The following is a 22,250-nucleotide window of genomic DNA, read 5'->3' as shown; positions in this document are numbered from 1 at the left end:
GTCTTGGTCATGGGCGGTTCTCGTGGATTCTCCATTGGACCTGGGTTTCTGGTCGGTGGACGAATACCGCAGAAGCCGGGAGGCCGCCCTGAGGGGACTCGGACGCACCGCCACGGCGACCTCGCGCCTCATCGCCTCCCTCACCGCTCCGGCGGCCGCCGACTTCGTCTTCCGTCGGCCGATGTACCGGGACGGGGAGGTGGTGCACGTGCGGAACGCGGTCATCTTCCTGGACGAACTCGACGGACCGTTCGACCCGCAGGAGCCGTGGCGGTCCGTGCGGTCCCGCTGCCCGGTCGACGAGGACGGGAACCGGGTCTCCGAGTGGGTGACGAGCGCGTCCCGGGTGCGGCGGTTCCTCGAGTGCGCCTGGGGGCCTTGAGGACGTCTGCGACGATGTGCGCGGCTGTATCGAGAACAGGGGCGGGACCGTCCGCACGGGACTGGGAGACTGATCGTCGGTGTCGAGGTACTTCAACGTCCGGGGCTTTCTGGACTGTGACTACGGCGACCTGGATGTGATCAGGGACGTCGTGGCGCAGTACCGGAACAGGGCGGCGGAGTTCCAGCTGACCGAGGACGTCGTCGCGCTGTACATGGACGGGTGGCTGTGTCAGAAGAGGGAGATCAACTGGATCGCCCACGCTTTCTTCGGGGCCTCGATGAAGAAGGGCGGCGTGGACCTCGTCCTCGAACAGCTGGAGAGGCTGGCTGAGCTGATTCCCGGGCTTGAGGGAGTGTTCTTCGTCGACGACGACGAGGGCGGGCCCTCCCGGCGATGGGACGTGACGAGCGGACGCGTTTCCGTCCGCTGACGGCCCTCTCGCACACAGATGTCGGCGAATGTTTCGGGCTGGATCTCGAATATTCCGGAGTCCCGTGAGCTCCGAAGGTCTTCGTCAACGGGGCCCGCAGGGTTACGATCGCGGCCATGACTTCCTCGCAGCCCGCTGAAACCCGGACGCAAGGGCGCAGCGCCCGGACGGCGACCCTCGCCGAGATCGCCCGCGAGGCCGGCGTCTCCGCCCCGACTGTTTCGAAGGTCCTCAACGGTCGTGCCGACGTCGCCCCCGCCACCCGGAGCCGGGTCGAGGGGCTGCTGCGCGCCCACGGCTACCGGCGCCGGCGCGCCGAGGCCACCCGCTCGCCCCTGATCGACCTGGTCTTCCACGAACTGGAGAGCGCCTGGGCGATGGAGGTCATCCGGGGCGTGGAGAACGTGGCCCGGGACGCGGGCCTGAGCGTCGTCCTCTCCGAGAGCGCGGGCCGGCTCACGCCCGGACGCACCTGGGCCGACCAGGTCGCCGCGCGCCGCCCGCACGGCGTCATCCTCGTGCTGTCCGGCCTCGACGAGTCCGGGCGGGCCCTGCTGACCAGCCGCTCCATCCCGTTCGTGGTGATGGACCCGGCCGGCGACCCGGGCACCGACGTGCCCTCCATCGGCGCGACCAACTGGCAGGGCGGGCTCGCCGCGACCCGGCACCTGGTCGAACTGGGGCACACCCGGATCGGCGCGATCAGCGGACCCACGCGGATGATGTGCAGCCGGGCCCGTGTCGACGGCTACCGGGCCGCCCTGGAGACCGCCGGGCTGCCGGTCGACCCCGGGCTGATCATGACCGGGGACTTCCATCACGAGGCCGGCTACCGGCAGGGCCTCGCCCTGCTGCGCCGCGAGGACCGGCCCACCGCGGTCTTCGCCGGCAACGACCTCCAGGCCCTCGGGCTGTACGAGGCCGCGCGCGAGCTGGGGCTGCGGATCCCGGAGGACCTGAGCGTGGTCGGGTTCGACGACCTGCCGGTGGCCCGCTGGGTGGGGCCGCCGCTGACGACCGTGCGGCAGCCGCTGACGGAGATGGCGGAGGCGGCGGCCAAGCTGGTCCTCGATCTGGGCGGGGACGAGGACCCGGCGGCGGCGACCCGGGTGGAGCTGGCGACGAGCCTGGTGGTGCGGAGCAGTACGGCGGCGCCGACGGGGGCGTGAGCCGCTCCGAAAGTTTCGGACCGCCGGACGCCGTGCCGGAAGTCTGAGAATTTCACAAGAAAGCCGACCGGGGGTCGCCGCTCGTCATAATTCGGACTTATGTTCTCGCTCGTGAGGGGACATGAGAAGAGCGGCGGAACCGGGGACGGCGGAACCGGGAGCGACGGGGCCGGGAGCGACGGGGCCGGGGACCGCAGGGCCGGTGAGGAGGGCGCGGGTCTCGCGGGCATACGGACGGGCCGGCGGGCGAAGGCGCTGAAGATCACGGGGCTGGCGCTGGCGGGCCTGCTGGTCCTGGGCGCCGGAGCCGCCGGCTGGGTGTACTGGCAGCTCAACGACAACATCACCAGCGTCGACATCGACAACGCCCTGGGCGACGACCGCCCCGCCAAGGCCGCGGTCGCCCCGTCCCCGTCCCCGGACGCGTCCGCCACGGCCCCGCCCCTGCCGACCGGGTCCCTGAACATCCTGGTGCTCGGCTCCGACTCGCGCAGCGGCGAGGAGAACCAGGCGCTCGGCGGCGGCGACAGCGGCGGCGCCCGCTCCGACACCGCCATGGTCGTCCACCTCGACGCCGGCCGGAGTGCCGCGACGGTGGTCAGCATCCCGCGCGACACCCTCGTCGACCGGCCCTCCTGCCCCCTGGAGGACGGGGGGTCGACCCGTGCGGCCTCCGGTGTGATGTTCAACAGCGCGTACGAGGTGGGCGGTCCGGTGTGCGCGGTGAAGACCGCCGAGTCGCTCACGGACGTCCGCATGGACCACTACATCGAGATCGACTTCTCCGGTTTCGCCCGCCTGGTCGACGCGCTCGGCGGGGTCACCGTCACCACCGAGGAGGACATCGACGACGACCGGAGCCACCTCACCCTGGACGCCGGCACCCACCACCTCGACGGCACGGACGCCCTCGCCCTGGCCCGCACCCGGTACGACATCGGCGACGGCAGCGACCTCGGCCGCATAGGGCTCCAGCACCAGCTGGTGAAGGCCCTGCTGGAGCAGATCGCGGACGAGGACCTGCTGACCAGCCCCACCCGGCTGTACCAGCTCGCCGACACCGTCACCGGCAGCCTCACCACCGACACCGGCCTGGACTCGCTGGGCGAACTGACGCGCCTCGCCCAGAGCCTGCGGGACCTCCCGTCCGACGGCGTCACGACCCTCACCATGCCGGTCGTCCCGGCCCCCTGGGACCGCAACCGCGTGGTGGCGGACGAGCCGGAGGCGGGGGAGCTGTGGGCGTCGCTGAGGTGAGTGGCCCTGTTGATCACCCGTTCGGCTGATCGGCAGGGGATGCGGCGCGTGACGCATCCCGGGTTCGTAGTGTCGTGACGTCGCTCGTGCCGTAGAAGGTGAGGCCTCAGTGGTGGCGGACGAGCTGGATTCCGCGTCGGATTCCGATCCGGACGAGGTCCTGTGGCAGGCGTGGAAGACCATGGAACTTCCCGAGGGGCACCGGGCCGAGATCATCGAAGGCGCGATCGAGATGTCGCTCACTGGGTGCCGTCGCCATGCCGTGCTCGTCAACCGCCTCCGCCGTGCGGTGGACACGCACGTGGCGCACAGCGGCTCCGCGGCCCACAGCGGTGTCAACGTCATCCATCGTCGGAAGGCATGGCTCCCCGACCTCGTCGTGGCCCCGCTCGACCTCGACGAGATCCCGGACGAGGAGGGATTCGGCGTCGATGCCGCCGGGGTCGAGTTGGTCATCGAGATCACCTCGCCCGGCCACCGCGACCTCCAGCGCGACCGGATCCGCAAGCGCCGCGAGTACGCCCGGGCCGGGATCCCGGTGTACGTGGTCGTCGACGACTTCGACGACGACGGAGCGGTGCTCGTCCTGACCTCGCCCGACCGGAAGAAGGGCAAGTACGCGGACGAGCACCGGGCCCCCTACGGCACCGACGCGGTGGTCCCCGAGGGGCCGGCCAAGGGTTTCGCGATCGGCAAGGAGATCGTCGCGTCCTGAGGCGGACCGGTCCGGTCCTGTGTCTCAGCGCACCGGGTGCCCCAGCAGCATCGTCGGGGCGCCGGCGACGCGGGTCAGGAAGACCGTGACGGACGCGGGGCCGTGCGGCTTGGGCAGGACCTTGCGGCGCAGTTCCTCCGGCTCGACGGCCGAGCCGCGCTTCTTCACCGTCAGCGTGCCGACCTGACGCTCGCGCAGCAGCGCCTTCAGCTTCTTGACGTTGAACGGGAGCCGGTCGGTGATCTCGTAGGCGGTGGCGTACGGCGTGCGGTGCGGTTCGTCGGCGGTGACGTAGGCGATGGTCGGGTCGATCAGCCCGCCGTCCAGCTCCTCGGCCACCTCGGCGACCAGGTGGGCGCGGATGACGGCGCCGTCCGGCTCGTACAAGTACCGCCCCACCGGCCGCACCTCGGGGTCCGGGAGCATGGTGTCGGGTGTCACGTGGATGCCGGCTCCGGCGGGCAGCAGCGTCGCGCGCCGTGCCCCCGGCGTCACGTCCGGGCCGAACCACAGCATGGCCTCCTTGACGTCCCCGCCGTCCGAGACCCACTCGGCCGTCGCTTCCGGCGGGATCGCCTCGTGCGGAATGCCGGGCGCGATCTTCAGCAGGCCGAGCGGCGCCCCGAGCGCGGCGGACACGGCCCAGGACAGGGGAGGGGAGTAGGCCTCCGGATCGAAGATCCGGCCGCGCTTGGAGGAGCGCCGGGCCGGGTCGACGAACACGGCGTCGTATCCGGCCGTGTCCACCTCCGTCACGTCGGCCTCGCGCACCTCGATCAGGTCGGCGAGACCGAGCGCGTCGGCGTTGGCGCGGGCCGCCTCGCAGGTCAGCGGATCGCGATCGACGGCCAGCACCCGGATCCCGGCGCGGGCGAACGCGATCGCGTCGCCGCCGATCCCGCAGCACAGGTCGGCGACGGACCGTACCCCGAGCGCCTGGAGGCACTCGGCCCGGTACGCCGCCACACTCGCCCGCGTCGACTGCTCCACCCCGTTGGGTGTGAAGAACATCCGCGCGGCGTCCCGCTCCCCGAACTTGGCCACCGCGCGCTGCCGCAGCCGCGCCTGGCCGAGCGCGGCCGACACCAGGTCGGCGGGGTGCTCGCGGCGGAGGCGGGTGGCGACGGCGAGTTCGTGCGCGGGGTCGGTGTCGCGGACCTCGTCGAGGAGGGCGCGGCCTTCGGGGGTGAGGAGGGGGGCGAGGTCGTTCACGGCCTCATTGTGGGCCAGTCGGTGGACCGTATGCCTCAGGCCGCGGTGTCGGGCCGGATCAGGACCGGACGGCTGCGAGGATCCGGCACCATGCGAGCAGTAGGACAAAACGATAAAAAGTGGCCGTTCGGTGGTGTGCGGATCGGCCTCGCGGTACTCGCTCTCGCCTCCATCGCCTCGGGCTGCGGACCGGACGGCAGCGCTCCGGTCGAACCGGCGGGCGGCCAGCCGCCCTTGAAGGCGCCCCCGGCCCGCGCGCTCGACGCCTACGCCACCAAACTGCGCGCGGCGCACGCCGCGAGGGTCGCCGCCGCGAAACGCTGGGGACTGAAGCGGGTGCCGCTGACCGCCCCGCCGCCCCCGGCGAAGAAACCCAGGATCACCACCCGCGACGGCTTCGAGGTCGACGGCCACCGGCGGCTGGAACTCCCCCCGGTCTTCACCACCGTCCCCACCGACGAGAAGATCCTCTTCCTCACCATCGACGACGGCGCCGAGAAGGACCCGGCGTTCCTGCGGATGATGAGCGAGCTGAAGGTCCCGTACAGCGCCTTCCTCAGCGACTACCTCGTCAAGGAGGACTACGGCTACTTCAAGGAGATGCAGGACCGGGGCGTCGGCCTGCACAACCACACCCTCCGCCACCCCTACCTGCCGGCCCTGTCCTACGCCCGTCAGGAGCGCGAGATCTGCGGCATGCAGCGCGTCATCGAGAAGCGCTACGGCGAGCGCCCCGTCCTCTTCCGCCCGCCCTACGGCAATTACGACAAGGCCACCCTGCGCGCCGCGAAGGCCTGCGGGATCACCCACGTCCCCCTCTGGAACGAGGAGGTCTTCGCCGACCACTGGGAGTACCGCGAGTGGGACCGCGACCTGCACCCCGGCGACATCGTCCTCAGCCACTTCCGGGGCCGCGAGGACTGGGAGGGCACGATGCCGGACATGATCCGCCGCTTCCTGGACAAGGTCACGGCGGAGGGGTACGCGGTGGCCCGCCTGGAGGACTACCTGTGAGGGCCGGCCTCCTGGCGGGCGCCGTCGCCCTGCTGGCCGCGGTCGCCGGATGCGGTCCGTCGGGCGGGGTGGGGGACGGGGCGGGGGACGGGGCGGGCCGGTCGCCCGGAGTTGGTCCGGTACCGGGGGCCGGCGCCCTCCCGCCCGTCGTCGACCGCGTCCCGACCCGTGACAGGGTCGTCTTCCTCACCTACGACGACGGCGCCGAACGCGACCCCCGCTTCGTCGACCTGGTGCGCGAGCGCCGGCTCCCCGTCAGCCTGTTCCTCACGGACAGCGTGGTGGGCCCCGGCTACGCCCACTTCGCCCGGCTGCGCTCGGTCGGCGCGAGCCTGCAGAACCACACCCTCGACCATCCCGCCCTGCGCGGTCTGCCGTACGCCGGCCAGCGCGCCGAGATCTGCGGCCAGCAGCGCAAGCTGAAGTCCCGCTTCGGCGTCCGTCCCCGCCTCTTCCGCCCGCCCTACGGCACGTACGACACCACCACCCTGCGCGCCGCCGCCGACTGCGGCATCGCGGCGGTGGTGCTGTGGCGGGTCACCCTGGAACCCGACGGCCACCTCACCTACACCGACGGCCCCCACCACCTGAACCCCGGCGACATCATCGCCGTACCGTCGGGCGAGGCCCCGACCCTGTCGTTGACGGAACGGACCACTCGGCTGCTGACCGAGTTGGAGGAGCGGGGGCTCGAGGTGGGGAAGCTGGAGGACCACGTCGGCCACATCAGCCCGTCGGCGGTCCCTGGCGAGCACCGCTCACCTCTCAGCCCGTCCGGCGTTTGAGGACGAGGCCCGTCCAGGGCCGAAGGGGGCCTGGGGGCACAGCCCCCGGAGACGGTCACTGCACCACCGGCAAGCTGCACACCCCGGTGTGAACGACGTACCCACCCCGCGACGCGCCGCAGGCAATTGGCACTCCGCTTGACCGAGTGCTAACCGCAGTCATAGTCTCAGGTCTGGCACTCCCCCCTGGAGAGTGCCAACACACGCGACGGGCAGGTCCGGCACCCGCGACGACGGATCCACCTGGTCGCCACCTCAGACAGTTAACCCCGTGAGATCTCCGAAGGGGGAGGTCGGATCGTGACGACCGCCAGCTCCAAGGTTGCCATCAAGCCGCTCGAGGACCGCATCGTGGTCCAGCCGCTCGACGCCGAGCAGACCACGGCTTCGGGCCTGGTCATTCCGGACACCGCCAAGGAGAAGCCCCAGGAGGGCGTCGTCCTGGCCATCGGTCCGGGCCGGATCGAGGACGGCAAGCGCGTCGAACTCGACGTGAAGGTCGGCGACGTCGTTCTGTACAGCAAGTACGGCGGCACCGAGGTCAAGTACAACGGCGAGGAGTACCTCGTCCTCTCGGCCCGCGACGTCCTCGCGATCGTCGAGAAGTAAGGGAGATCCGGGGGTCACCCCGGACAACCCGACCTCGTAGCAAGCACTTTTGCTCGAACACCGCGCCCCTGGCCCCAGCATCCGACAAGGAGCCGGGTGACCGGGGGCGCGGTGATTTCACCTAGATTTCCGAGAGGGCTCCCGCTGCCATGGCGAAGATCCTGAAGTTCGACGAGGACGCCCGTCGCGCCCTCGAGCGCGGCGTCAACAAGCTTGCCGACACGGTGAAGGTGACGATCGGCCCCAAGGGCCGCAACGTCGTCATCGACAAGAAGTTCGGCGCCCCCACCATCACCAACGACGGTGTCACGATCGCCCGCGAGGTGGAGATCGAGGACCCGTACGAGAACCTCGGCGCGCAGCTGGTGAAGGAGGTGGCGACCAAGACCAACGACATCGCGGGTGACGGCACCACCACCGCCACCGTGCTGGCCCAGGCGCTGGTCCGCGAGGGCCTGAAGAACGTCGCCGCCGGTGCCTCCCCGGCGCTGCTGAAGAAGGGCATCGACGCGGCCGTCGCCGCGGTCTCCGAGGACCTGCTCGCCTCGGCCCGCCCGATCGACGAGAAGTCCGACATCGCCGCCGTCGCCGCGCTGTCCGCCCAGGACCAGCAGGTCGGCGAGCTCATCGCCGAGGCGATGGACAAGGTCGGCAAGGACGGTGTCATCACCGTCGAGGAGTCCAACACCTTCGGTCTGGAGCTGGACTTCACCGAGGGCATGGCCTTCGACAAGGGCTACCTGTCGCCGTACTTCGTGACGGACCAGGAGCGCATGGAGGCCGTCCTCGACGACCCCTACATCCTCATCACCCAGGGCAAGATCGCCTCCATCGCGGAGCTGCTGCCGCTGCTGGAGAAGGTCATCCAGGCCAACGCCTCCAAGCCGCTGCTGATCATCGCCGAGGACGTCGAGGGCGAGGCCCTGTCGACCCTGGTCGTCAACAAGATCCGCGGCACCTTCAACGCGGTCGCCGTCAAGGCCCCCGGCTTCGGTGACCGCCGCAAGGCGATGCTGCAGGACATGGCCGTCCTCACCGGCGCCACGGTCGTCTCCGAGGAGGTCGGCCTCAAGCTCGACCAGGTCGGCCTGGACGTGCTCGGCTCCGCCCGCCGCGTCACCGTCACCAAGGACGACACCACGATCGTCGACGGTGCCGGCAACAAGGAGGACGTGCAGGGTCGCGTCGGCCAGATCAAGGCCGAGATCGAGACCACCGACTCCGACTGGGACCGCGAGAAGCTCCAGGAGCGTCTCGCGAAGCTGGCCGGCGGCGTGTGCGTCATCAAGGTCGGCGCCGCCACCGAGGTGGAGCTGAAGGAGAAGAAGCACCGTCTGGAGGACGCCATCTCCGCGACCCGCGCCGCGGTCGAGGAGGGCATCGTCTCCGGTGGTGGCTCCGCGCTGGTCCACGCCGTCAAGGTCCTCGAGGGCAACCTCGGCAAGACCGGCGACGAGGCCACCGGTGTCTCCGTGGTCCGCAAGGCCGCCGTCGAGCCGCTGCGCTGGATCGCCGAGAACGCCGGCCTCGAGGGCTACGTCATCGTCTCCAAGGTCGCCGAGCTCGAGAAGGGCAACGGCTACAACGCCGCCACCGGCGAGTACGGCGACCTGGTCAAGGCCGGCGTCATCGACCCGGTCAAGGTGACCCGCTCCGCCCTGGAGAACGCCGCCTCCATCGCCTCCCTCCTGCTGACGACCGAGACCCTGGTCGTCGAGAAGAAGGAAGAGGAAGAGCCGGCCGCCGGTGGTCACGGCCACGGCCACGCCCACTGAGCGACCCGCTCGCAGAACGCCCCGAGGGCCCGGCACCGCTGCTGTTCAGCGGTGCCGGGCCCTCGCCCTGTGCGGTGTGCCCTACTCGTACGTGACCTCGGAGGTCTCGTAGACGCAGGACGTGCCGTCGGGGCCGCTGCCGAGCGCGGTCGGCTCGTCCCCGCTGTCGTTGCCCTCGAAGCGCTCGCAGACGATGATCTTCTTCTTGCTGTCGCCGACGATCGTCACGTCCGAGAGGGTCGCGGTGTCACCGTAGTTGGCGTTGACCCCGGTGATGACCTTGCCGGGGCTCGTGACCAGGACGTTGTCGATCACGACGTGGCGCTGGTACTGGGTCCCGCAGTTGCCGCACGAGCGGTAGAGCTTGCCGAAGTCGGACACCTGGAAGTTCTTGACGGTCAGGGTGCCGGCGCCGTTGTGCTGGAAGACCTTGTCGTCGGCCTTGCGGGCACCGCCGCCGTCGACGACGTAGGCCGCCGAGGCGGACTTGCCCTTGAAGCTGGCGGCGTCCTCGCCGACGTCCTCCCACCACACGTTGATCAGGGTGCAGCTGCCCGAGCAGTGCACGCCGTCGGCGGCGGGCGAACCCAGGATCACGTTCTTCAGCGTCGCGCCGTCGGCGAGCTTGAACATCGGGTCCTGGCCCTCGTCCTGGCCGCTGCCGCCGAGGTCGCCCGAGCCGTGGAAGCGCTTCAGGGAACCGTCGTACACGCCCTTCACCTCGATGGTCGAGGAGACGGGCTGCTCGTCGGTGGCGGTGGGCCAGGAGGCGAACGCGGTGTCACCGGCCGGCTCGTCGTCAGCGGAGGGAGAGGGAGAGGCGGGGGCGCTCGCCGTGGGGGCCGCGGTGGGGGTCGCCGCCGGGGGCGTCGAGCCGTTCACCTCCTGCAGGGTCCAGGTCTTGCCGGCGGCGTTGTCGCAGGAGTTCTGCTGCAGCAGACCGCCCTTGGGGTTCAGGCACTTCTCGCTGTGCGCGTTGACCAGGCGGTAGGCGTCACCGACGGCACTCACCTTCCAGACCTGGGAGGAGCCCTCGCCGCAGTCCTGCTGCTGCACGGCCTTCCCGGCGGAGACCGAGTCGCCCTTGACGCCCGCGCACAGGCCGGTGGCGGACGACGTCACGGTGAAACCGTCACCGGAGTCGGCCAGTTCCCAGCTCTGGTCCGCGCCCCCGTCGCAGTCCGCCAGGGCCAGCTGCACCCCGGCGCCCGTGCTTCCCGACGGGACCTCCAGACAGGTGTCGCTCGCCGCGTTCACCAGGCGGTAGGTACCCGCGCCCGGTTCCGCCGCGGACGCCGACATCAGCACGCCGCCGACCACGGCGCCGCCCACGAGCGATGTGGTGAGAGCACCGATCAGGACGGTACGGCGCCGGCCGTTCTTTCTCCGGTGCCCCGTGCGCGGGGCGGTGTTACCAGTACTGCGCATGTCACGGCTTTCGTTCGATGTGCGATGGCCCTCGTTGTCCACCGCCCTGTGGTCGCCGCCGCACGGCGAGGGGTTGCCGCGCGGCGGCGATGTTTTTCGACGGGCATCCGGTGTGTGAGGGTGGGACCGCGGTGCCGGCCGGGAAGCCGGCGGGCAGGAGGGGGAGGCGATGAGCCAGGTGCTCTACGGGGAACGGTCCCGGAACCCGTTGGCGCGGACCGTGGAACTCACCGAAGGCGGGCTGCGCAGAGGCGGCCGGACGACACCGCCGGCCGAGCTGAACCTCGGCGCCATGGCCGAGGCGTACCTTCGGGGGTGTTGGCTCGGCGGCGGCGGCACGGAACGCCCCCTGGCCTCGCTGGCGCCGGGCCCCGGCATCGTGCCGGTCACCCGCGTGACCGGCACGACCACGCCTCTGAAGGTGCGCCGGGCCGCCGACTTCGCCCGCGCCCTGGGCGAGTGGGCGGTCCGCGGGTGCGGCGGGGCGGACCAGGTGGCCGCGCTCGCCGCGCGGGCGCGTGCGGAGGGCGTACCGCTGTGGATCGCGCGGCGCCACGCGCCCGGCCCCGCCGGACCGGTCGCCGTCGCCGTGGACCGGCGCCTGGTCCGCGTGGACGTCTGGGGCCCGCACGCCCCCGCCGTACGGCTCAGGGCACCGTACGGCTTCCTCGGCGACTCCACCGTCCCGGGCAGCGGCCTGGTCATGACCGTCGGTGACACCAGGGCCCGGCTCGTCCTCCAGAAGAAGTTCCGCAAGTCCAGGAGCAGCGTGGAGATACGCCTGCCCGACCGGCACTGGACGCTGCGGCGCGAGAACGCGGAGAGCTCGTGGCTGCTGCGCGGCGACCGGCGGGTCGCCCTGCTGACCCGTCCGCCACGCCGACCGGACCCCGTACCCGGGACGGTGCTGCTGCCGCTGGCCACCGTGTACCACGAGAGCCCCGACCCCCTGGACGCCGTGATGGCCCACGCGGTCGCCGTCTCCTTCGGCCTCGGGGACACGACGGGCCTGGCCAGGTTCCGCCCCCGCTCCCGGGAAGAGGCGGAAGCCGGCGCCTGGGACCTCCCTTGGTTCAGCAACCTCGGCACCGGCCGCGACGACAACGAACGCGGCGGCGGCGACGGCTGGGGCAGCGACGGCGGGGAGGGCGGCGACGGGGGCGGAAGCGGCGACGGCGGCGGTGGTGACGGGGGAGGCGGCGGAGGAGGCGGTGACTAGCCGGCGGGGACTCAGCGCATCGCGACCAGGACGACGCTGCTGAGCACACTCGTGAGCACGAAGAACGGCGCGTTGAGGACGCCGTAGTACAGCGGGCGCGGGAAGTTGGGGTTGATGGCGATCTGGAAGGTCATCGCGCTCAGATAACCGACGCCGACGAGGAGCCCGAAGACCACGGCGTCCCCCATGCCCGTGATGTCGAGCGCCTCGACGAGCACGGCGCTGGTCAGGACGGTGACGAGGAGACACACCGGCGGCCCCGCCATGGTCACCGCCGTCTGCGCGGGCGCCGGCGCGCCCTCGCGGCCGAGGGCCACGGCGTACGGCTTGGCGATCACGACCGCGAACCACACACCGGCCAGCAGGACCGAGGCGACGGCCGCGACGGCGACGGCCGCCCAGTTGATGTCGGCGAGAACGGAGAACACGCGCGGACTCCTTGCGGAACGAGCGGCCCCTGTGGCCGCGGAGGGCACGAGTCTCGGGGACGTACAGGACAGGGTGTGTCCGCTTCCCCACGGGGAGCCCTTCCTGCCGGTGGGCCATGCGACTCGTACCGGATCCCTGTACCATCGAACTGGTACGGTTTCCCTGTACCAGTTCAGTTGGAGGAGGGGTTGTGTCCATCACCGCCAGCGAGGCTCGGGCCAGGCTTTTTCCGCTGATCCAGCAGGTCAACGACGACCATGAGCCGGTGGAGATCACTTCCAGGGGCGGCAACGCCGTACTGATGTCGGCCGACGACTTCCGTTCCTGGCAGGAGACCGTCTACCTGCTGCGTTCGCCGGCCAACGCCGCCCACCTCATGGCGGCCGTCGCCGCGGACAAGGCCGCCGACACCCCGGTGATCACCAGGAGCATGGCGGAGCTGGAGGCCCTGGCGGAGGACGGCGAGTGAGGGACGTGCGGTTCCGTCCCACCGGGTGGGAGGACCTCCTGTACTGGCAGGCCGCCGACAAGACGCTGTTCCGCAAGCTCGTCCGCCTGATCGGCGAGATCCAGCGCGACCCCTTCACCGGCATCGGCAAACCGGAGCCGCTGAAGGGCGACCTGTCGGGCTACTGGTCACGCCGGATCGACGACGAACACCGACTCGTCTACCGGGCCACCGAGAAGGAAGTCGTGATCATCAAGGCCCGGTACCACTACTGACGGACCGGCGCGGTGGCCACCACCGCCCAGACGGTCTTGCCCGGGGCGCCGGGGCGCGGGGCCGTTCCCCACTCCTCGGCCAGGGCGGCGACGAGGAGGAGTCCCCGCCCGCCGTCCTCACCGGGTCCGGCGTCCCGGGCCTCGGGCAGCCGCTCGCCCCGCGCGTCGCTGACCTCGATGCGTACGCGCCCGCCGTCCTCCCTGCTGAGCCGCAACTCGGCGTCCCGGCCGGGGACCCGGCCGTGGGTCACGGCGTTGGCGGCCAGCTCGGCCGCGATCAGTTCGACGGAGTCGTGCGCCGGGGTGCCGTACCGCCAGCCCCAGGCGTCCATCTGGCAGGAGGCGAGCCGACGGGCGAGCCGGGCGCCGCGCGGGGACGGGGTGAAGCGGAACGAGAACACCGGCTGACCGGCGAGGGGAAGCGGCAGCGCGGACCGCCGCTCCGTACGAGGGGAAGTGGTCATGCCCCGAAGATTCCGCGCCCGCACCCCCGCCCACCAGCTGCGATGCCCCCACGGCAGTCGTCTGTCGGGGTGGCGGGGGAGGGTGCCGGGCTTGTCGGGGTGGGTGTTCGTCGGCCCACCCCGCCCCGACGGCCGCCCGCTGTAGCCGTACGTGCGGTCAAGCGGGCCGTGCCGAGCAGAATCGCGCTGACCTGATCGTGGAATTGAAGGGGCATCCGCCGTCCAACGGCCGCTGCCCCTTTCTTCTTGTCCCTGTGGAGCCCCCAGCTTCTACGGCCCTGTCGGCGGGTGACTGTAAGGGGGGATGAGGTCCCTTACCCGGTAGTGGGCGCACCCCGTTGTCGTCTGTGACCTCGTACACGTCGATCCGCAGCAGCTCGCGGACGCGGGCGGGAACCCGCTCGACGGTTGTGCCACTCCGCAGTTCGCGCAAGGCCAGGCTCGCGGACGGGTTGTCACAGGGGAGGGTAGGCGCTGATGTGTACGGTGCCGTCGAGAGCATCCACCCAGTTGGTCGTGGTGACGGATTCGGTGCCCTCCTCGTGGGGAGGCCGGCTGTTCACGATCCACTCGGGCCGCCATCCGTGACCCCGGTCGTTCGCCTTGAGGGTGAACGCGTCGACGGTGACATCAGAGGGCGGGTTCCCGCTGGCTTCGGCTTCCTCCCGGAGGTGGCCCAAGACCAGTTGCTCGGCCTGCCCCTTGCTGATCTTTGGGTCGGGGAGGTCGAGTTCGGTGGGGCCCATGGTGACGTCGATCTGCGAGATGCGTCCGGCACGGTTGACCTGGACGTCGAGCATGCGTGGCATGAGGATGTCGTTGTCCATGAAACGCCAGCTGGTGATCCACCCGAACTCGGCATCCTCTCCGACGGGTTCGGTTCGGTGCAGAGTGGCTCCTGCAGCCCAGCTGTAGTGGCCGCGCATGTAGGTCTCGGCGGTCCGGTAAGCGTCGTCCTTGTCTTGCGGAGCTGTGGCAGTCGCGACGGGGAAGCTGTTGGCGCCGGGCTCGCTGCTGGCTTCGAGCAGGATGTTCAGGTGCCGTTGATCGGGCCACTCCAGGGTGCCCGTGCCGTCGCCGCCGACATTGAAGATGAGATTGGTGCATTGGACGTCGAGACAGGGCTGGACGTAGACGTTCGTGACGGGAAAACGGTCACCGAAGGCTCGCTGGACGGCCTGGGTCACGGCCTCGTGCTGGTCTTCCCCCGGTGCGCTGAGGCCGGTGCCGTCGTAATGGACCGAGCTCACCAGGGTGCGGAAGACCACGGTCCCGGCGATGGCGACGGCGAGACCGGCGACGGCGGCAGGTTTGGCCCAGCCGCTCCAGTCGAGTCGGCGCTGCCGGGCCAGGAAGGCTCCTGCGGTCAGCAGCCCGATCAGGCCGCCCAGGAGGTTCATCTCGACATCGGCACTGTCACAGCCCCGGGCAACGAACGGGACTGTGGCCTGGGAGAGCTCGATCAGGCAGGGAAGCACCGCCGTGCCGAGGAACGCCGGCACCGGCCGGCGCAGGGCCAGCAGGGCGAAGCAGCCGACGGGCACGAACATGGCCAGGTTCAGCAGGCCTTGAGCCGTATGGAACGGCTCGGCGAGGTCATGGTTGATGACGCACTGTCTGCTCGCCTGGCCTCCCCCGAAGGAGGTGACACCGATGACACCGGTCACGGTAGCTGTCAGGGCTAACCACCACAGACCGTGGGGGTTCCCCTTCCTGGTCGCTGTCCACCATGCCAGGCCGCCCATAGCGAGGCCGACGAAGGTGAGGGCGGCCAGAAAACCGTAGTGGCCGTCGAATATGGCTGCAAACATGTTCGTCTTTCACGTCGTGGGCGCCGGCGCCCCACCGTATTCGGAGCGCCGGCGTCTCATGGCGATGCTCAGCAGTGGGCGGCCGGCGTCTGGTACGACCCACCGCTGTAGGAGAGCAGACCGACGCTGTTCAGGCAGGCCTTGTCGCCCGAGACTGTCCAGCTCTTCTGCTTGTTCTGGCCCGCGGCGATGCTGACGGCGCTGGCGTACTTGGTGGTGCCGCTCATGCTGTAGCCGAGCCTGGCGGAGATGGTGCTGCCGCTGTCCGGGTCCGTTCCTGGCTCCGTCAGACCCGTGCACCGGCCGGTGGTGGGGTGAGGCATCGTCGGCAGAGGGTTTCGTCGCCGGTCGGCCGGAAGAGGGTCGCCTGTACGTGGTCGCCCTCGCATTCTCGGAGGGCGGCGAGGCGGCTGGACGGGCGTGCGGGGGTGGGCTGTTCGGCGGCTGGGACGCTGCTGGTCGGGGTGGGCGCGGGCGGCACGTCGCGGAGCAGGTAGCGCAGGAGGCCGCCGGGGCGGTGGACGGGGGTGCCGTCGTCGGGGAGGCCGCGCAGGATGTGGGTGCGGACGGTGGTGGGGGTGTGGCCCGCCGCGAGCCAGCGGGAGATGAGCCGGGCCAGTTCGTCGTGCATGCCTCGGGGGATGCGGCGGAGGTCCGGGGAGAGGTGGGGGAGGGCGGCGACGAGGGCGCGGGCGGCTTCGGGGGTCTCGGTTGCCTCCGGGGCGGGCTCCGGCTCCCGCTCCGGTTCGGCGGGACGGTGGGAGGTGTTTTCCCCGGGGTCTTTCTTTGGATGACCGTCGGCGGGCCAAGGGGTCGGAGCACCGGCGGCCGGAACGCGGGCACTCGGTACGAGCTGGGGCGACACGGGGGCGTCGGGTACGGGTACGGGCATCCGGGCGAGGATCTTGGCGGCCTCGGCGTCGCTCAACGGCACGTTGGAGACGAGCTGTTGGGTGATCCAGTGACCGCCGGGCCCCTGGAGCCGCCGCTCGTGCACGAACCCCTCCTCCTTGAGCTGCCGCTTGGCCCGCGTGAAGGCGCACGCGCCGATGCGGGCGCGCTCGGCGGTGCGCGACAAGGGCTCGCGCGCCCCGTCGGGGAGCGAGAGCTGCCAGGTCAGCAGCCGCACGGCGTCGGAGGACAGCCGGGGGTGCCGGATGAGGTCGTGGGAGAACTGCGTGAAGGCGCGCGGGGGCGCGATATGGTGCCGGTAAATCACGGTGGGAGCCCTTACTTCCACTGGTGGTCCAGGCCCTCGCGGACGGCTGCAACCGGCGCGGGGGCCGCCTTCGTTCCGTGCCCGGCGTGGCACGCGGAAGACGTGATGTCGAGGTGACGGTACAGCACTCAGCGTGTACGCATGGATGCGTTGGGTGAAGAAAGCTCTCGCGAGGGTGCCCCTCTCGCCGGCGTGCTTCTGTGCGCCCTTGCCCGTCGTTCACGCGCTGGTGAGGCTTCGCCCCATGGGAACCAGGGTGTACGTAGCCGGGTCCGACTGGGATCGCATCGCCGTCGTCAACCCAGAGCTCGTTTCGGCGAAAATCGAGCACTTCTCCATGCATGGCACGGGCAGTGATGGCGGAGGGACGGAGTCGGGCGGGGGAGGTATCGACATCGTCTCCGTCACGGTGACTCTGGCGCTCGTACCGTTCCTGCAAGCGGTCACGGGAGCCCTGGGGGGCAAGGTCGGTGACTTCCTGTCGGCGCAGGCCCCGAAGAAGGTGGTCGACCTGTTCCGCAGGAGGCGGGAGGAAACCGCTTCGCTGGTCGGTGACCCGAACTTCAATTACGTGCTGCAGGTGAGCGACACGAACATCAGGATCAGGCTGCCGCGCGATCCGGCCGAGACGGCGGAAGCCGTGCAGGCGCTCTTGGGCGTGACGTTCGAGCACTTCGGGAGCCAACGGGTGGGGATCTCCTGGGACGGATCCCGGAAGTCCTGGGAGGCCTGGGTGACGGGCGATGCGGAGGTCACCCTGTGGCGGTGGGACCAGGACGGCCGGGAGTGGAAACCGGTGCGGCCGTAGTCCTGTTCGGCGAGCTGAGGCCGGGTCACATCGGCTCCCGTGCAGGTGTTCACCCGTACGGCGCAACTTGTGTCGCTTCCGGCGTGGTTGACATGGGGTCGTCCTACGGTGCGAGCACGGATGACCGGTGGACGGATGTGCTGAGGGGGCGGGTGCGATGGAGTCGGGAGCGGACTCGGGTGCGGGCGTGGAGGCCGGTGCGGGCGCCGATTCCGGCGGGGAGTTCCTGCGCTGCTTCGGCCGCCAGATGAAGCTGATGCGGGAGGCTACGGGGCTGACCCAGGCGCAGTTGGGCGAGCGGGTCGGGTACGGCGAGGCTCAGATCGCGGCGGTGGAGCAGGGGCGGCGGATTCCCCGGCCGGAGCTGGTGGACGCGGTGGACCGGGAGGTGGGGGCGCGGGGGGTGCTGGTGGCCATGAAGGGGGAGGTGGCGAAGGCCCGGTATCCGGGGTTCTTCCGGCGGTACGCGGAGCTGGAGGCGCAGGCGGTCGAACTGCACGCCTACTCGAACCATGTGGTGAAGGGGCTCCTGCAGACCGAGGAGTACGCACGAGCGGTCTTCCGCATGTGGCGGCCTCTGCTCGATGAGGAGACCGTGGAGCAGCGTGTGGCAGCTCGTATGGAGCGGAAGAAGTTCTTCGCACGGCGTCCGGCTCCTCTGCTCAGCTTTGTGATCGATGAGCATGTGTTGCGTCGTCCTCTCGGTGGACCGGAGGCCCTGCGTAGTCAGCTGGAACAACTCCTGCTCTACGGTCACGAGCGGAACATCGAGATCCAGGTCATGCCGACCGGGCGTGATGAACACGCAGGTTTGGCAGGCCCGTTCACATTGATCCATCTCGCCGATCAGCGCAGGATGGCCTATGTGGAGGTGCAGGGAATGAGCGCCCTGCACACGGAGCCCAAGAAGGTCAGCTCGCTGGAGGCGACGTACAGAGTCCTCGCGGCACAGGCGCTGACTCCCAGAGATTCGCTGATCTTCATCGAGAAGTTGTTGGGAGAGCTATGAAGGCAAGCAGCCCCGAGCCTGCCGTCGGTGACCTGCACTGGTTCAAGAGCAGCTACAGCGCGGGCGATGGCGGTGACTGCGTCGAGGTCGCGGACGCCGGTACGGCCGTACTGATCCGCGACTCCAAGCGCCCGGACACGGCGATCCTCGATGTGCCGTCCGCCCAGTGGACGGCGTTCGTACGGATGGCCGCAGGCGTCTGAGACGAACGAGGGGCGGTGGGAAGCCGTTTGTGCTCCCCACCGCCCCTCACTCATGTCCGGGGGGTGACGCTCACGCGCTTTTCTTGCGCCGCCCGCCTGCCTTCTTCTCCGGACGCCAGTTGACGGGATCCGCCTCGGACAGTTCGCGCTCCGCGCGGCCGGTGTCGAGGGCGGCCTGGAACTCCTCCGCGGGGTTGCCTCCCACTCCTCGTCGTACTCCCCGTACCACTGATGCACCCAGGGCAGCACCTCACGCAGACCGGATCGATGGGGAGGCCGCGCTGCGGCGACAGCCCGCCGCAGTGCTCGTAGGATGCCTGGATGCCCGAGCCGATACGGACGAGCCGCCGCACGTGGGTTGCCGCGTGGGTGGTGCTGTGCGCGGCCGGCCTCGTCGCCACCGCCGGACTGAACGCCTCCTCGGCACCGGACCCGCGGCCCGAGAGGCCCGTCAGCGCCGAGTGCGCCGAGTACGTCGCGGACATCGAGGCGCAGCTGGCCGAGGCCGAGAAGGAAGACGAGGGGGACGGAGTGCTGGCCTTCTCCCGAGTCAGGGTCGGCACCGGGGACGACTGCACCGAAGAGCTCCGCGACCACTTGCGTGGCGACCGGTGAGCCGCGGTGGACGGCTCGCCGCGATGGCAGCACTGGCCTGCGTCGGTGCCGGGGCGATCATCGCCGTGGGCGCCGCGCCGGAATCGGAACCGGAGCCGCGGCCCACACCGCCACGGGTGTACTCCTCTTGCCTGGCGGCCGACACCGAGCCGGTGCCCGCGGGCGGCGACCCGTGCGGCGGCCGTTGAGGAACGACTGGACGACCGTCCGCCGCGGGACGGCAGGGGCACCCGGACCCGAGCGGCTCCCCGGGACGACGGAGGGCCGTCAGTCCTCGTCCGGGACGGCCTCGGCACCGTTCCGTCCGTGCATCCCGGTGAAGAACGGGTTGGCCGCGGCGGTGCCGGTTTCCAGGGCGTCGGCCTCGTCGGGCCGGCCCTCCGCCCGCAGGGCACGGACGACGTCGTGGACCACGGCCGCCTCGTTCCACGCGTAGTCCCCCGACCGGTAGGCATCGAGGGCGGCGTCGAAGTCGGCGTGTGCCTCCGCGTAGTGGCCGAGGTCGCGGTGGGCGATCCCGCGCAGATGACGGGCCATGGCGTTGGCGTAGGTGTCACCGGCGCGTTCGGTCACCTCGATGGCGTGGCTCAGCGGTCCGAGGGCCTCCGTGGGCCTGCCTTCCTTCAGGTGCAGCCAGCCGACGTCCCGCTGGGTGTGGGCGACCCACATCTCATCGCCGACCTGCTGGAAGATCCCGAGAGCCGTCCCGGCCGTCTCGCCGGCCGCGTCCAGGTCGCCCATGCCCGCCAGGACGCGGATCCTGGCGTTGGCGACCCGCCCCACCCAGTGCCGTTCGCCCATCGGCCCGAAGATCTCCTCCGCCCGCCGGTAGCAGTCGAGCGCTTCGGCACGGCGGCCGAGGAGACGGTAGATCTTGCCGAGGGCGTAGAGACCGGCCCCCTCCCATCTGCGGTCGTTCAGCATCCGGAAGTCGTGGATCGCCGATTCCAGCAGTGGCGCCGCCTCCTCCGGCCGACGCAGGTAGCCGAGGGTTTCCGCGAGGGTCCGCCGCAGCCGGGCGCGCGCCCGGAGGTCACCGGCCTGCTCGGCCAGCCGCAGTGCCTCCCGCTGGCTCCGCTCCGCGAGTTCCGGCTTTCCCCGCCACCTCTGGAACTCACCCAGTTTCTCCAGGGAGTTCAGGACGTGCCAGGAGTCACCGGTCGTCCGCAGCCGGTCCACCGCCCCGGTCATGTGCCGCAGGGCGTCCCGGAAGTCGTGCTTCGCCGCGTGTGCGGCGGCGACGACCATCTCGTCCCTGGCCTGCTCCATCGCGTCCGGCGTCTCCCCGGCCTCCGTGCCGCCGGCCACCAGCAGCGCCAGTGCCGTGTCCGGCGAGCCCTCGGCCAGCGCCACCGTCGCGCGGGCCCGCCGCAGACTGCGCCGCACCCGCGGCCTGGTCCCGGACGGCGCGCTGAACAGCCAGTCCGCGGCACCGGACGGCAGGGTGATGTCGTTGAGGAAGTACGACAGCGCCTCGCCGATCTCGGCCGCCTCCGCGTCCATGCCGAGACTCCGGCCCCGGCCGATGGCCCACTCCAGCCGCTTCTGCTCGCCCGAGACCCAGGCGGCGGCCGACAACCGGTCCAGGCCGCCGACCCGCTCCGCGGACACCTCCGTCGCGAGCTCCGGGGCACGCTGTGCGGCGAGGTGGACGACGGCGTCGCGGAACGCCCGCACCAGGCGGGCCTCCAAGTGCCGCTGGTCGTCCGACGGCAGCCGGTCGTACTGCTCGGCCGCGTAGACCCGGATCAGGTCGTGGAGGCGATAGCCGGGGTCCGCTCCGTCGTCGCCCCGGGCCTCCATCAGGCTGACCTCGACCAGCTCGTCGCAGGCCGCGACCGCCGTTCCCCGGGCCCCCAGGACGGACGCGAAGTGCCAGTCGGTGAGCCGCCCGACCGGTAACGAGGCGATCAGACCGAAGGCCACCCGCGTGGGCTCCTCCAGCTCCCGGTGGCTGAAGCCCAGACAGGCCTCCAGGCTCCCGTCGGCATGGGAGAGCTCCCGCAGCCGGTCCCGCTCGTCCTCGAGGCGGTCCCGCATCTGGGTCAGACTCAGGTCAGGGCGGTTCCTGAGCTTCGAGCCGACGATGCGCAGGGCCAGGGGAAGCCGGCCGCAGAACCGCGTGATCCGGAGGGCGGCGGCGAGATCGGCGGCGATGCGGTCCTCGCCGGCCCAGTGCGCGAGGACACTCAGCGCGTCGTCCTCGTTCGGGAGGGACACGTGCACGGGGGGACGGGCCACGTCTCCGACGGAAAGCGCCCTGCGGCTGGTGATCAGCACCGCGCACCCCGCCCCCACCGGCAGCAGGGGGCGCACCTGTTCGGCGTTGTGCGCGTTGTCGAGCATGATCAGCAGTCGGAGGTCGTTGGTCAGCGACCGCAGGCGCGCGGCCCGGTCCGCGACGCGGGCGGGGATGTCCTCGCGCGCGACATCGAGCCTCAGCAGGAGCTCCTTCAGGGCGTCCGCACTCGTCATGGGCTCGTCGCCGTCACCCCGCAGCGCGAGGTGCAACTGGCCGTCGGGGTATTCGTCCTTCACCCGGTGCGCCGCGTTGAGGGCGAGCGTCGTCTTTCCCGTGCCGGGTGCCCCGTGGACGGCGACGATCTTCGACTGGCTGTGCGAGAGGTCGACGGACAGGGCCCCGCCCGTCGGTGCCGGAACGTCCCGGAGCATGGCGAGCAGGCCGTCGAGCAGCGTCCGGCGGCCCACCCAGGGGGCGGTGGGCGGCAGTTCGTGCCGTGGCACACCGCGTGCGACCGGTTGGGTGACCGTCGCGGGCCGGGTGCGCGCCGCGTGATACCAGGTGAGGCCACCGATCAGCACCGCCGTTCCGCTTCCCACGGCGACGGCGGTCGACCCGTCGAAGAGGTCGAAGATGATGTCACCGGTCGCGCCCAGCGCGGCCACGGTGCCGCAGAGGGCGCCGGTGGCCCAGTACGGCGAGCGACGTGAACTGACTTGATCCGCCATG

Annotated in this window: 25 protein-coding genes and 1 pseudogene; 16 read left to right on the top strand and 10 right to left on the bottom strand. The window is 71.0% G+C overall.

Going from position 1 to position 22,250, the window contains the following annotated elements:
- The first annotated feature begins 22 nt into the window (after positions 1 to 22).
- The 5 genes from KUM38_RS05610 to KUM38_RS05590 all read left to right on the top strand — a co-directional run bounded on the left by KUM38_RS05610 (position 23) and on the right by KUM38_RS05590 (position 3,956).
- Entirely contained in the window at positions 23 to 382 is a 360-nt protein-coding gene (locus KUM38_RS05610; RefSeq protein WP_308408906.1) for a hypothetical protein, read from the top strand.
- 79 nt (positions 383 to 461) lie between these two features.
- Positions 462 to 815, top strand: a complete 354-nt coding sequence (locus tag KUM38_RS05605) for a hypothetical protein (RefSeq protein WP_217128154.1) — start codon at positions 462 to 464, stop codon at positions 813 to 815.
- A gap of 116 nt (positions 816 to 931) precedes the next feature.
- Positions 932 to 1,984 (top strand): LacI family DNA-binding transcriptional regulator, encoded by a 1,053-nt coding sequence (locus KUM38_RS05600; RefSeq protein ID WP_217128153.1) that lies wholly within the window; start codon positions 932 to 934, stop codon positions 1,982 to 1,984.
- A gap of 99 nt (positions 1,985 to 2,083) precedes the next feature.
- Positions 2,084 to 3,241, top strand: coding sequence for an LCP family protein (locus tag KUM38_RS05595; protein ID WP_217128152.1), 1,158 nt, complete (start codon positions 2,084 to 2,086; stop codon positions 3,239 to 3,241).
- 112 nt (positions 3,242 to 3,353) lie between these two features.
- Positions 3,354 to 3,956, top strand: a complete 603-nt coding sequence (locus tag KUM38_RS05590) for a Uma2 family endonuclease (RefSeq protein ID WP_308408904.1) — start codon at positions 3,354 to 3,356, stop codon at positions 3,954 to 3,956.
- 24 nt (positions 3,957 to 3,980) lie between these two features.
- Here the strand turns inward: KUM38_RS05590 and KUM38_RS05585 are convergent, their stop codons facing one another.
- Complete coding sequence (locus KUM38_RS05585) at positions 3,981 to 5,168, bottom strand: methyltransferase domain-containing protein (RefSeq protein WP_217128151.1); 1,188 nt, start codon at positions 5,166 to 5,168, stop codon at positions 3,981 to 3,983.
- A gap of 135 nt (positions 5,169 to 5,303) precedes the next feature.
- On the opposite strand from KUM38_RS05585, the gene KUM38_RS05580 reads away from it, so the two are divergent.
- The 4 genes from KUM38_RS05580 (at position 5,304) to groL (ending at position 9,351) form a co-directional block, all read left to right on the top strand.
- Entirely contained in the window at positions 5,304 to 6,182 is an 879-nt protein-coding gene (locus tag KUM38_RS05580) for a polysaccharide deacetylase family protein (RefSeq protein ID WP_308408903.1), read from the top strand.
- Complete coding sequence (locus KUM38_RS05575) at positions 6,179 to 6,967, top strand: polysaccharide deacetylase family protein (protein ID WP_217128149.1); 789 nt, start codon at positions 6,179 to 6,181, stop codon at positions 6,965 to 6,967. The genes KUM38_RS05580 and KUM38_RS05575 overlap by 4 nt, the downstream gene beginning before the upstream one ends.
- Before the next feature lie 300 nt (positions 6,968 to 7,267).
- The gene (gene groES / locus KUM38_RS05570) at positions 7,268 to 7,576 is read left to right on the top strand and encodes a co-chaperone GroES (RefSeq protein ID WP_073932713.1); all 309 of its coding nucleotides are present in this window, start codon (positions 7,268 to 7,270) and stop codon (positions 7,574 to 7,576) included.
- 149 nt (positions 7,577 to 7,725) lie between these two features.
- A complete protein-coding gene (groL, locus tag KUM38_RS05565) occupies positions 7,726 to 9,351 on the top strand; it encodes a chaperonin GroEL (RefSeq protein WP_217128148.1) in 1,626 nt (541 codons plus the stop codon).
- 81 nt (positions 9,352 to 9,432) lie between these two features.
- On the opposite strand, the gene KUM38_RS41585 is transcribed toward groL, so the two are convergent.
- Complete coding sequence (locus tag KUM38_RS41585; protein WP_374227040.1) at positions 9,433 to 10,233, bottom strand: pectate lyase; 801 nt, start codon at positions 10,231 to 10,233, stop codon at positions 9,433 to 9,435.
- Positions 10,234 to 10,275: 42 nt separating this feature from the next.
- Positions 10,276 to 10,653 (bottom strand): annotated as a pseudogene (locus KUM38_RS41580) (RICIN domain-containing protein); the annotation flags it as partial.
- 295 nt (positions 10,654 to 10,948) lie between these two features.
- On the opposite strand from KUM38_RS41580, the gene KUM38_RS05555 reads away from it, so the two are divergent.
- Positions 10,949 to 11,998 carry a hypothetical protein gene (locus KUM38_RS05555; protein WP_217128147.1) on the top strand — a complete coding sequence of 350 codons (1,050 nt, stop codon included), beginning with the start codon at positions 10,949 to 10,951 and terminating at the stop codon, positions 11,996 to 11,998.
- 11 nt (positions 11,999 to 12,009) lie between these two features.
- Here KUM38_RS05555 and KUM38_RS05550 read toward each other — a convergent pair whose 3' ends face one another.
- Positions 12,010 to 12,426, bottom strand: a complete 417-nt coding sequence (locus KUM38_RS05550) for a DUF1761 domain-containing protein (protein ID WP_217128146.1) — start codon at positions 12,424 to 12,426, stop codon at positions 12,010 to 12,012.
- Positions 12,427 to 12,617: 191 nt separating this feature from the next.
- Between KUM38_RS05550 and KUM38_RS05545 the strand changes: the two genes are divergently transcribed.
- Together KUM38_RS05545 and KUM38_RS05540 are read left to right on the top strand one after the other, a co-directional pair.
- On the top strand, positions 12,618 to 12,896 hold the full coding sequence (locus KUM38_RS05545) for a type II toxin-antitoxin system Phd/YefM family antitoxin (protein ID WP_006130733.1): 279 nt from the start codon (positions 12,618 to 12,620) through the stop codon (positions 12,894 to 12,896).
- Positions 12,893 to 13,150, top strand: coding sequence for a Txe/YoeB family addiction module toxin (locus KUM38_RS05540; RefSeq protein WP_217128145.1), 258 nt, complete (start codon positions 12,893 to 12,895; stop codon positions 13,148 to 13,150). Before KUM38_RS05545 ends, KUM38_RS05540 begins: the two co-directional genes overlap by 4 nt.
- Here the strand turns inward: KUM38_RS05540 and KUM38_RS05535 are convergent.
- From KUM38_RS05535 to KUM38_RS05520, 4 genes are all read right to left on the bottom strand, one after another.
- Positions 13,144 to 13,614, bottom strand: coding sequence for an ATP-binding protein (locus KUM38_RS05535; RefSeq protein ID WP_217128144.1), 471 nt, complete (start codon positions 13,612 to 13,614; stop codon positions 13,144 to 13,146). The two genes, KUM38_RS05540 and KUM38_RS05535, sit on opposite strands and share 7 nt — an antisense overlap.
- Positions 13,615 to 14,069: 455 nt before the next feature.
- On the bottom strand, positions 14,070 to 15,425 hold the full coding sequence (locus KUM38_RS05530; RefSeq protein ID WP_217128143.1) for a VanZ family protein: 1,356 nt from the start codon (positions 15,423 to 15,425) through the stop codon (positions 14,070 to 14,072).
- Between the two features lie 68 nt (positions 15,426 to 15,493).
- Positions 15,494 to 15,748 carry a hypothetical protein gene (locus KUM38_RS05525; RefSeq protein WP_217128248.1) on the bottom strand — a complete coding sequence of 85 codons (255 nt, stop codon included), beginning with the start codon at positions 15,746 to 15,748 and terminating at the stop codon, positions 15,494 to 15,496.
- Positions 15,712 to 16,644: a hypothetical protein gene (locus KUM38_RS05520; protein ID WP_217128142.1), complete on the bottom strand. Its 933-nt coding sequence runs from the start codon at positions 16,642 to 16,644 to the stop codon at positions 15,712 to 15,714. Before KUM38_RS05520 ends, KUM38_RS05525 begins: the two co-directional genes overlap by 37 nt.
- A 244-nt stretch (positions 16,645 to 16,888) precedes the next feature.
- Here KUM38_RS05520 and KUM38_RS05515 point away from each other — a divergent pair, with 244 nt between their 5' ends.
- From KUM38_RS05515 to KUM38_RS05505, 3 genes are all read left to right on the top strand, one after another.
- Positions 16,889 to 17,452, top strand: coding sequence for a hypothetical protein (locus tag KUM38_RS05515; RefSeq protein WP_217128141.1), 564 nt, complete (start codon positions 16,889 to 16,891; stop codon positions 17,450 to 17,452).
- Between the two features lie 157 nt (positions 17,453 to 17,609).
- Positions 17,610 to 18,461, top strand: coding sequence for a helix-turn-helix transcriptional regulator (locus tag KUM38_RS05510; RefSeq protein ID WP_217128140.1), 852 nt, complete (start codon positions 17,610 to 17,612; stop codon positions 18,459 to 18,461).
- The gene (locus tag KUM38_RS05505) at positions 18,458 to 18,664 is read left to right on the top strand and encodes a DUF397 domain-containing protein (protein ID WP_217128139.1); all 207 of its coding nucleotides are present in this window, start codon (positions 18,458 to 18,460) and stop codon (positions 18,662 to 18,664) included. The genes KUM38_RS05510 and KUM38_RS05505 overlap by 4 nt, the downstream gene beginning before the upstream one ends.
- 70 nt (positions 18,665 to 18,734) lie before the next feature.
- Here the strand turns inward: KUM38_RS05505 and KUM38_RS42830 are convergent, their stop codons facing one another.
- Positions 18,735 to 18,869 carry a hypothetical protein gene (locus tag KUM38_RS42830; RefSeq protein ID WP_302181168.1) on the bottom strand — a complete coding sequence of 45 codons (135 nt, stop codon included), beginning with the start codon at positions 18,867 to 18,869 and terminating at the stop codon, positions 18,735 to 18,737.
- 116 nt (positions 18,870 to 18,985) lie between these two features.
- Here KUM38_RS42830 and KUM38_RS05500 point away from each other — a divergent pair, with 116 nt between their 5' ends.
- Complete coding sequence (locus KUM38_RS05500) at positions 18,986 to 19,279, top strand: hypothetical protein (RefSeq protein WP_217128138.1); 294 nt, start codon at positions 18,986 to 18,988, stop codon at positions 19,277 to 19,279.
- Positions 19,280 to 19,546: 267 nt separating this feature from the next.
- Here KUM38_RS05500 and KUM38_RS05495 read toward each other — a convergent pair whose 3' ends face one another.
- Positions 19,547 to 22,249: a tetratricopeptide repeat protein gene (locus KUM38_RS05495; protein WP_217128137.1), complete on the bottom strand. Its 2,703-nt coding sequence runs from the start codon at positions 22,247 to 22,249 to the stop codon at positions 19,547 to 19,549.
- Position 22,250 lies beyond the last annotated feature (1 nt).

It is taken from the genome of Streptomyces sp. AC558_RSS880 (assembly GCF_019049255.1).
Lineage (GTDB): Bacteria > Actinomycetota > Actinomycetes > Streptomycetales > Streptomycetaceae > Streptomyces.
The sequence above is the reverse complement of the archived record's forward strand: the minus strand, read 5'-3'. Positions and strand labels throughout refer to the sequence as shown.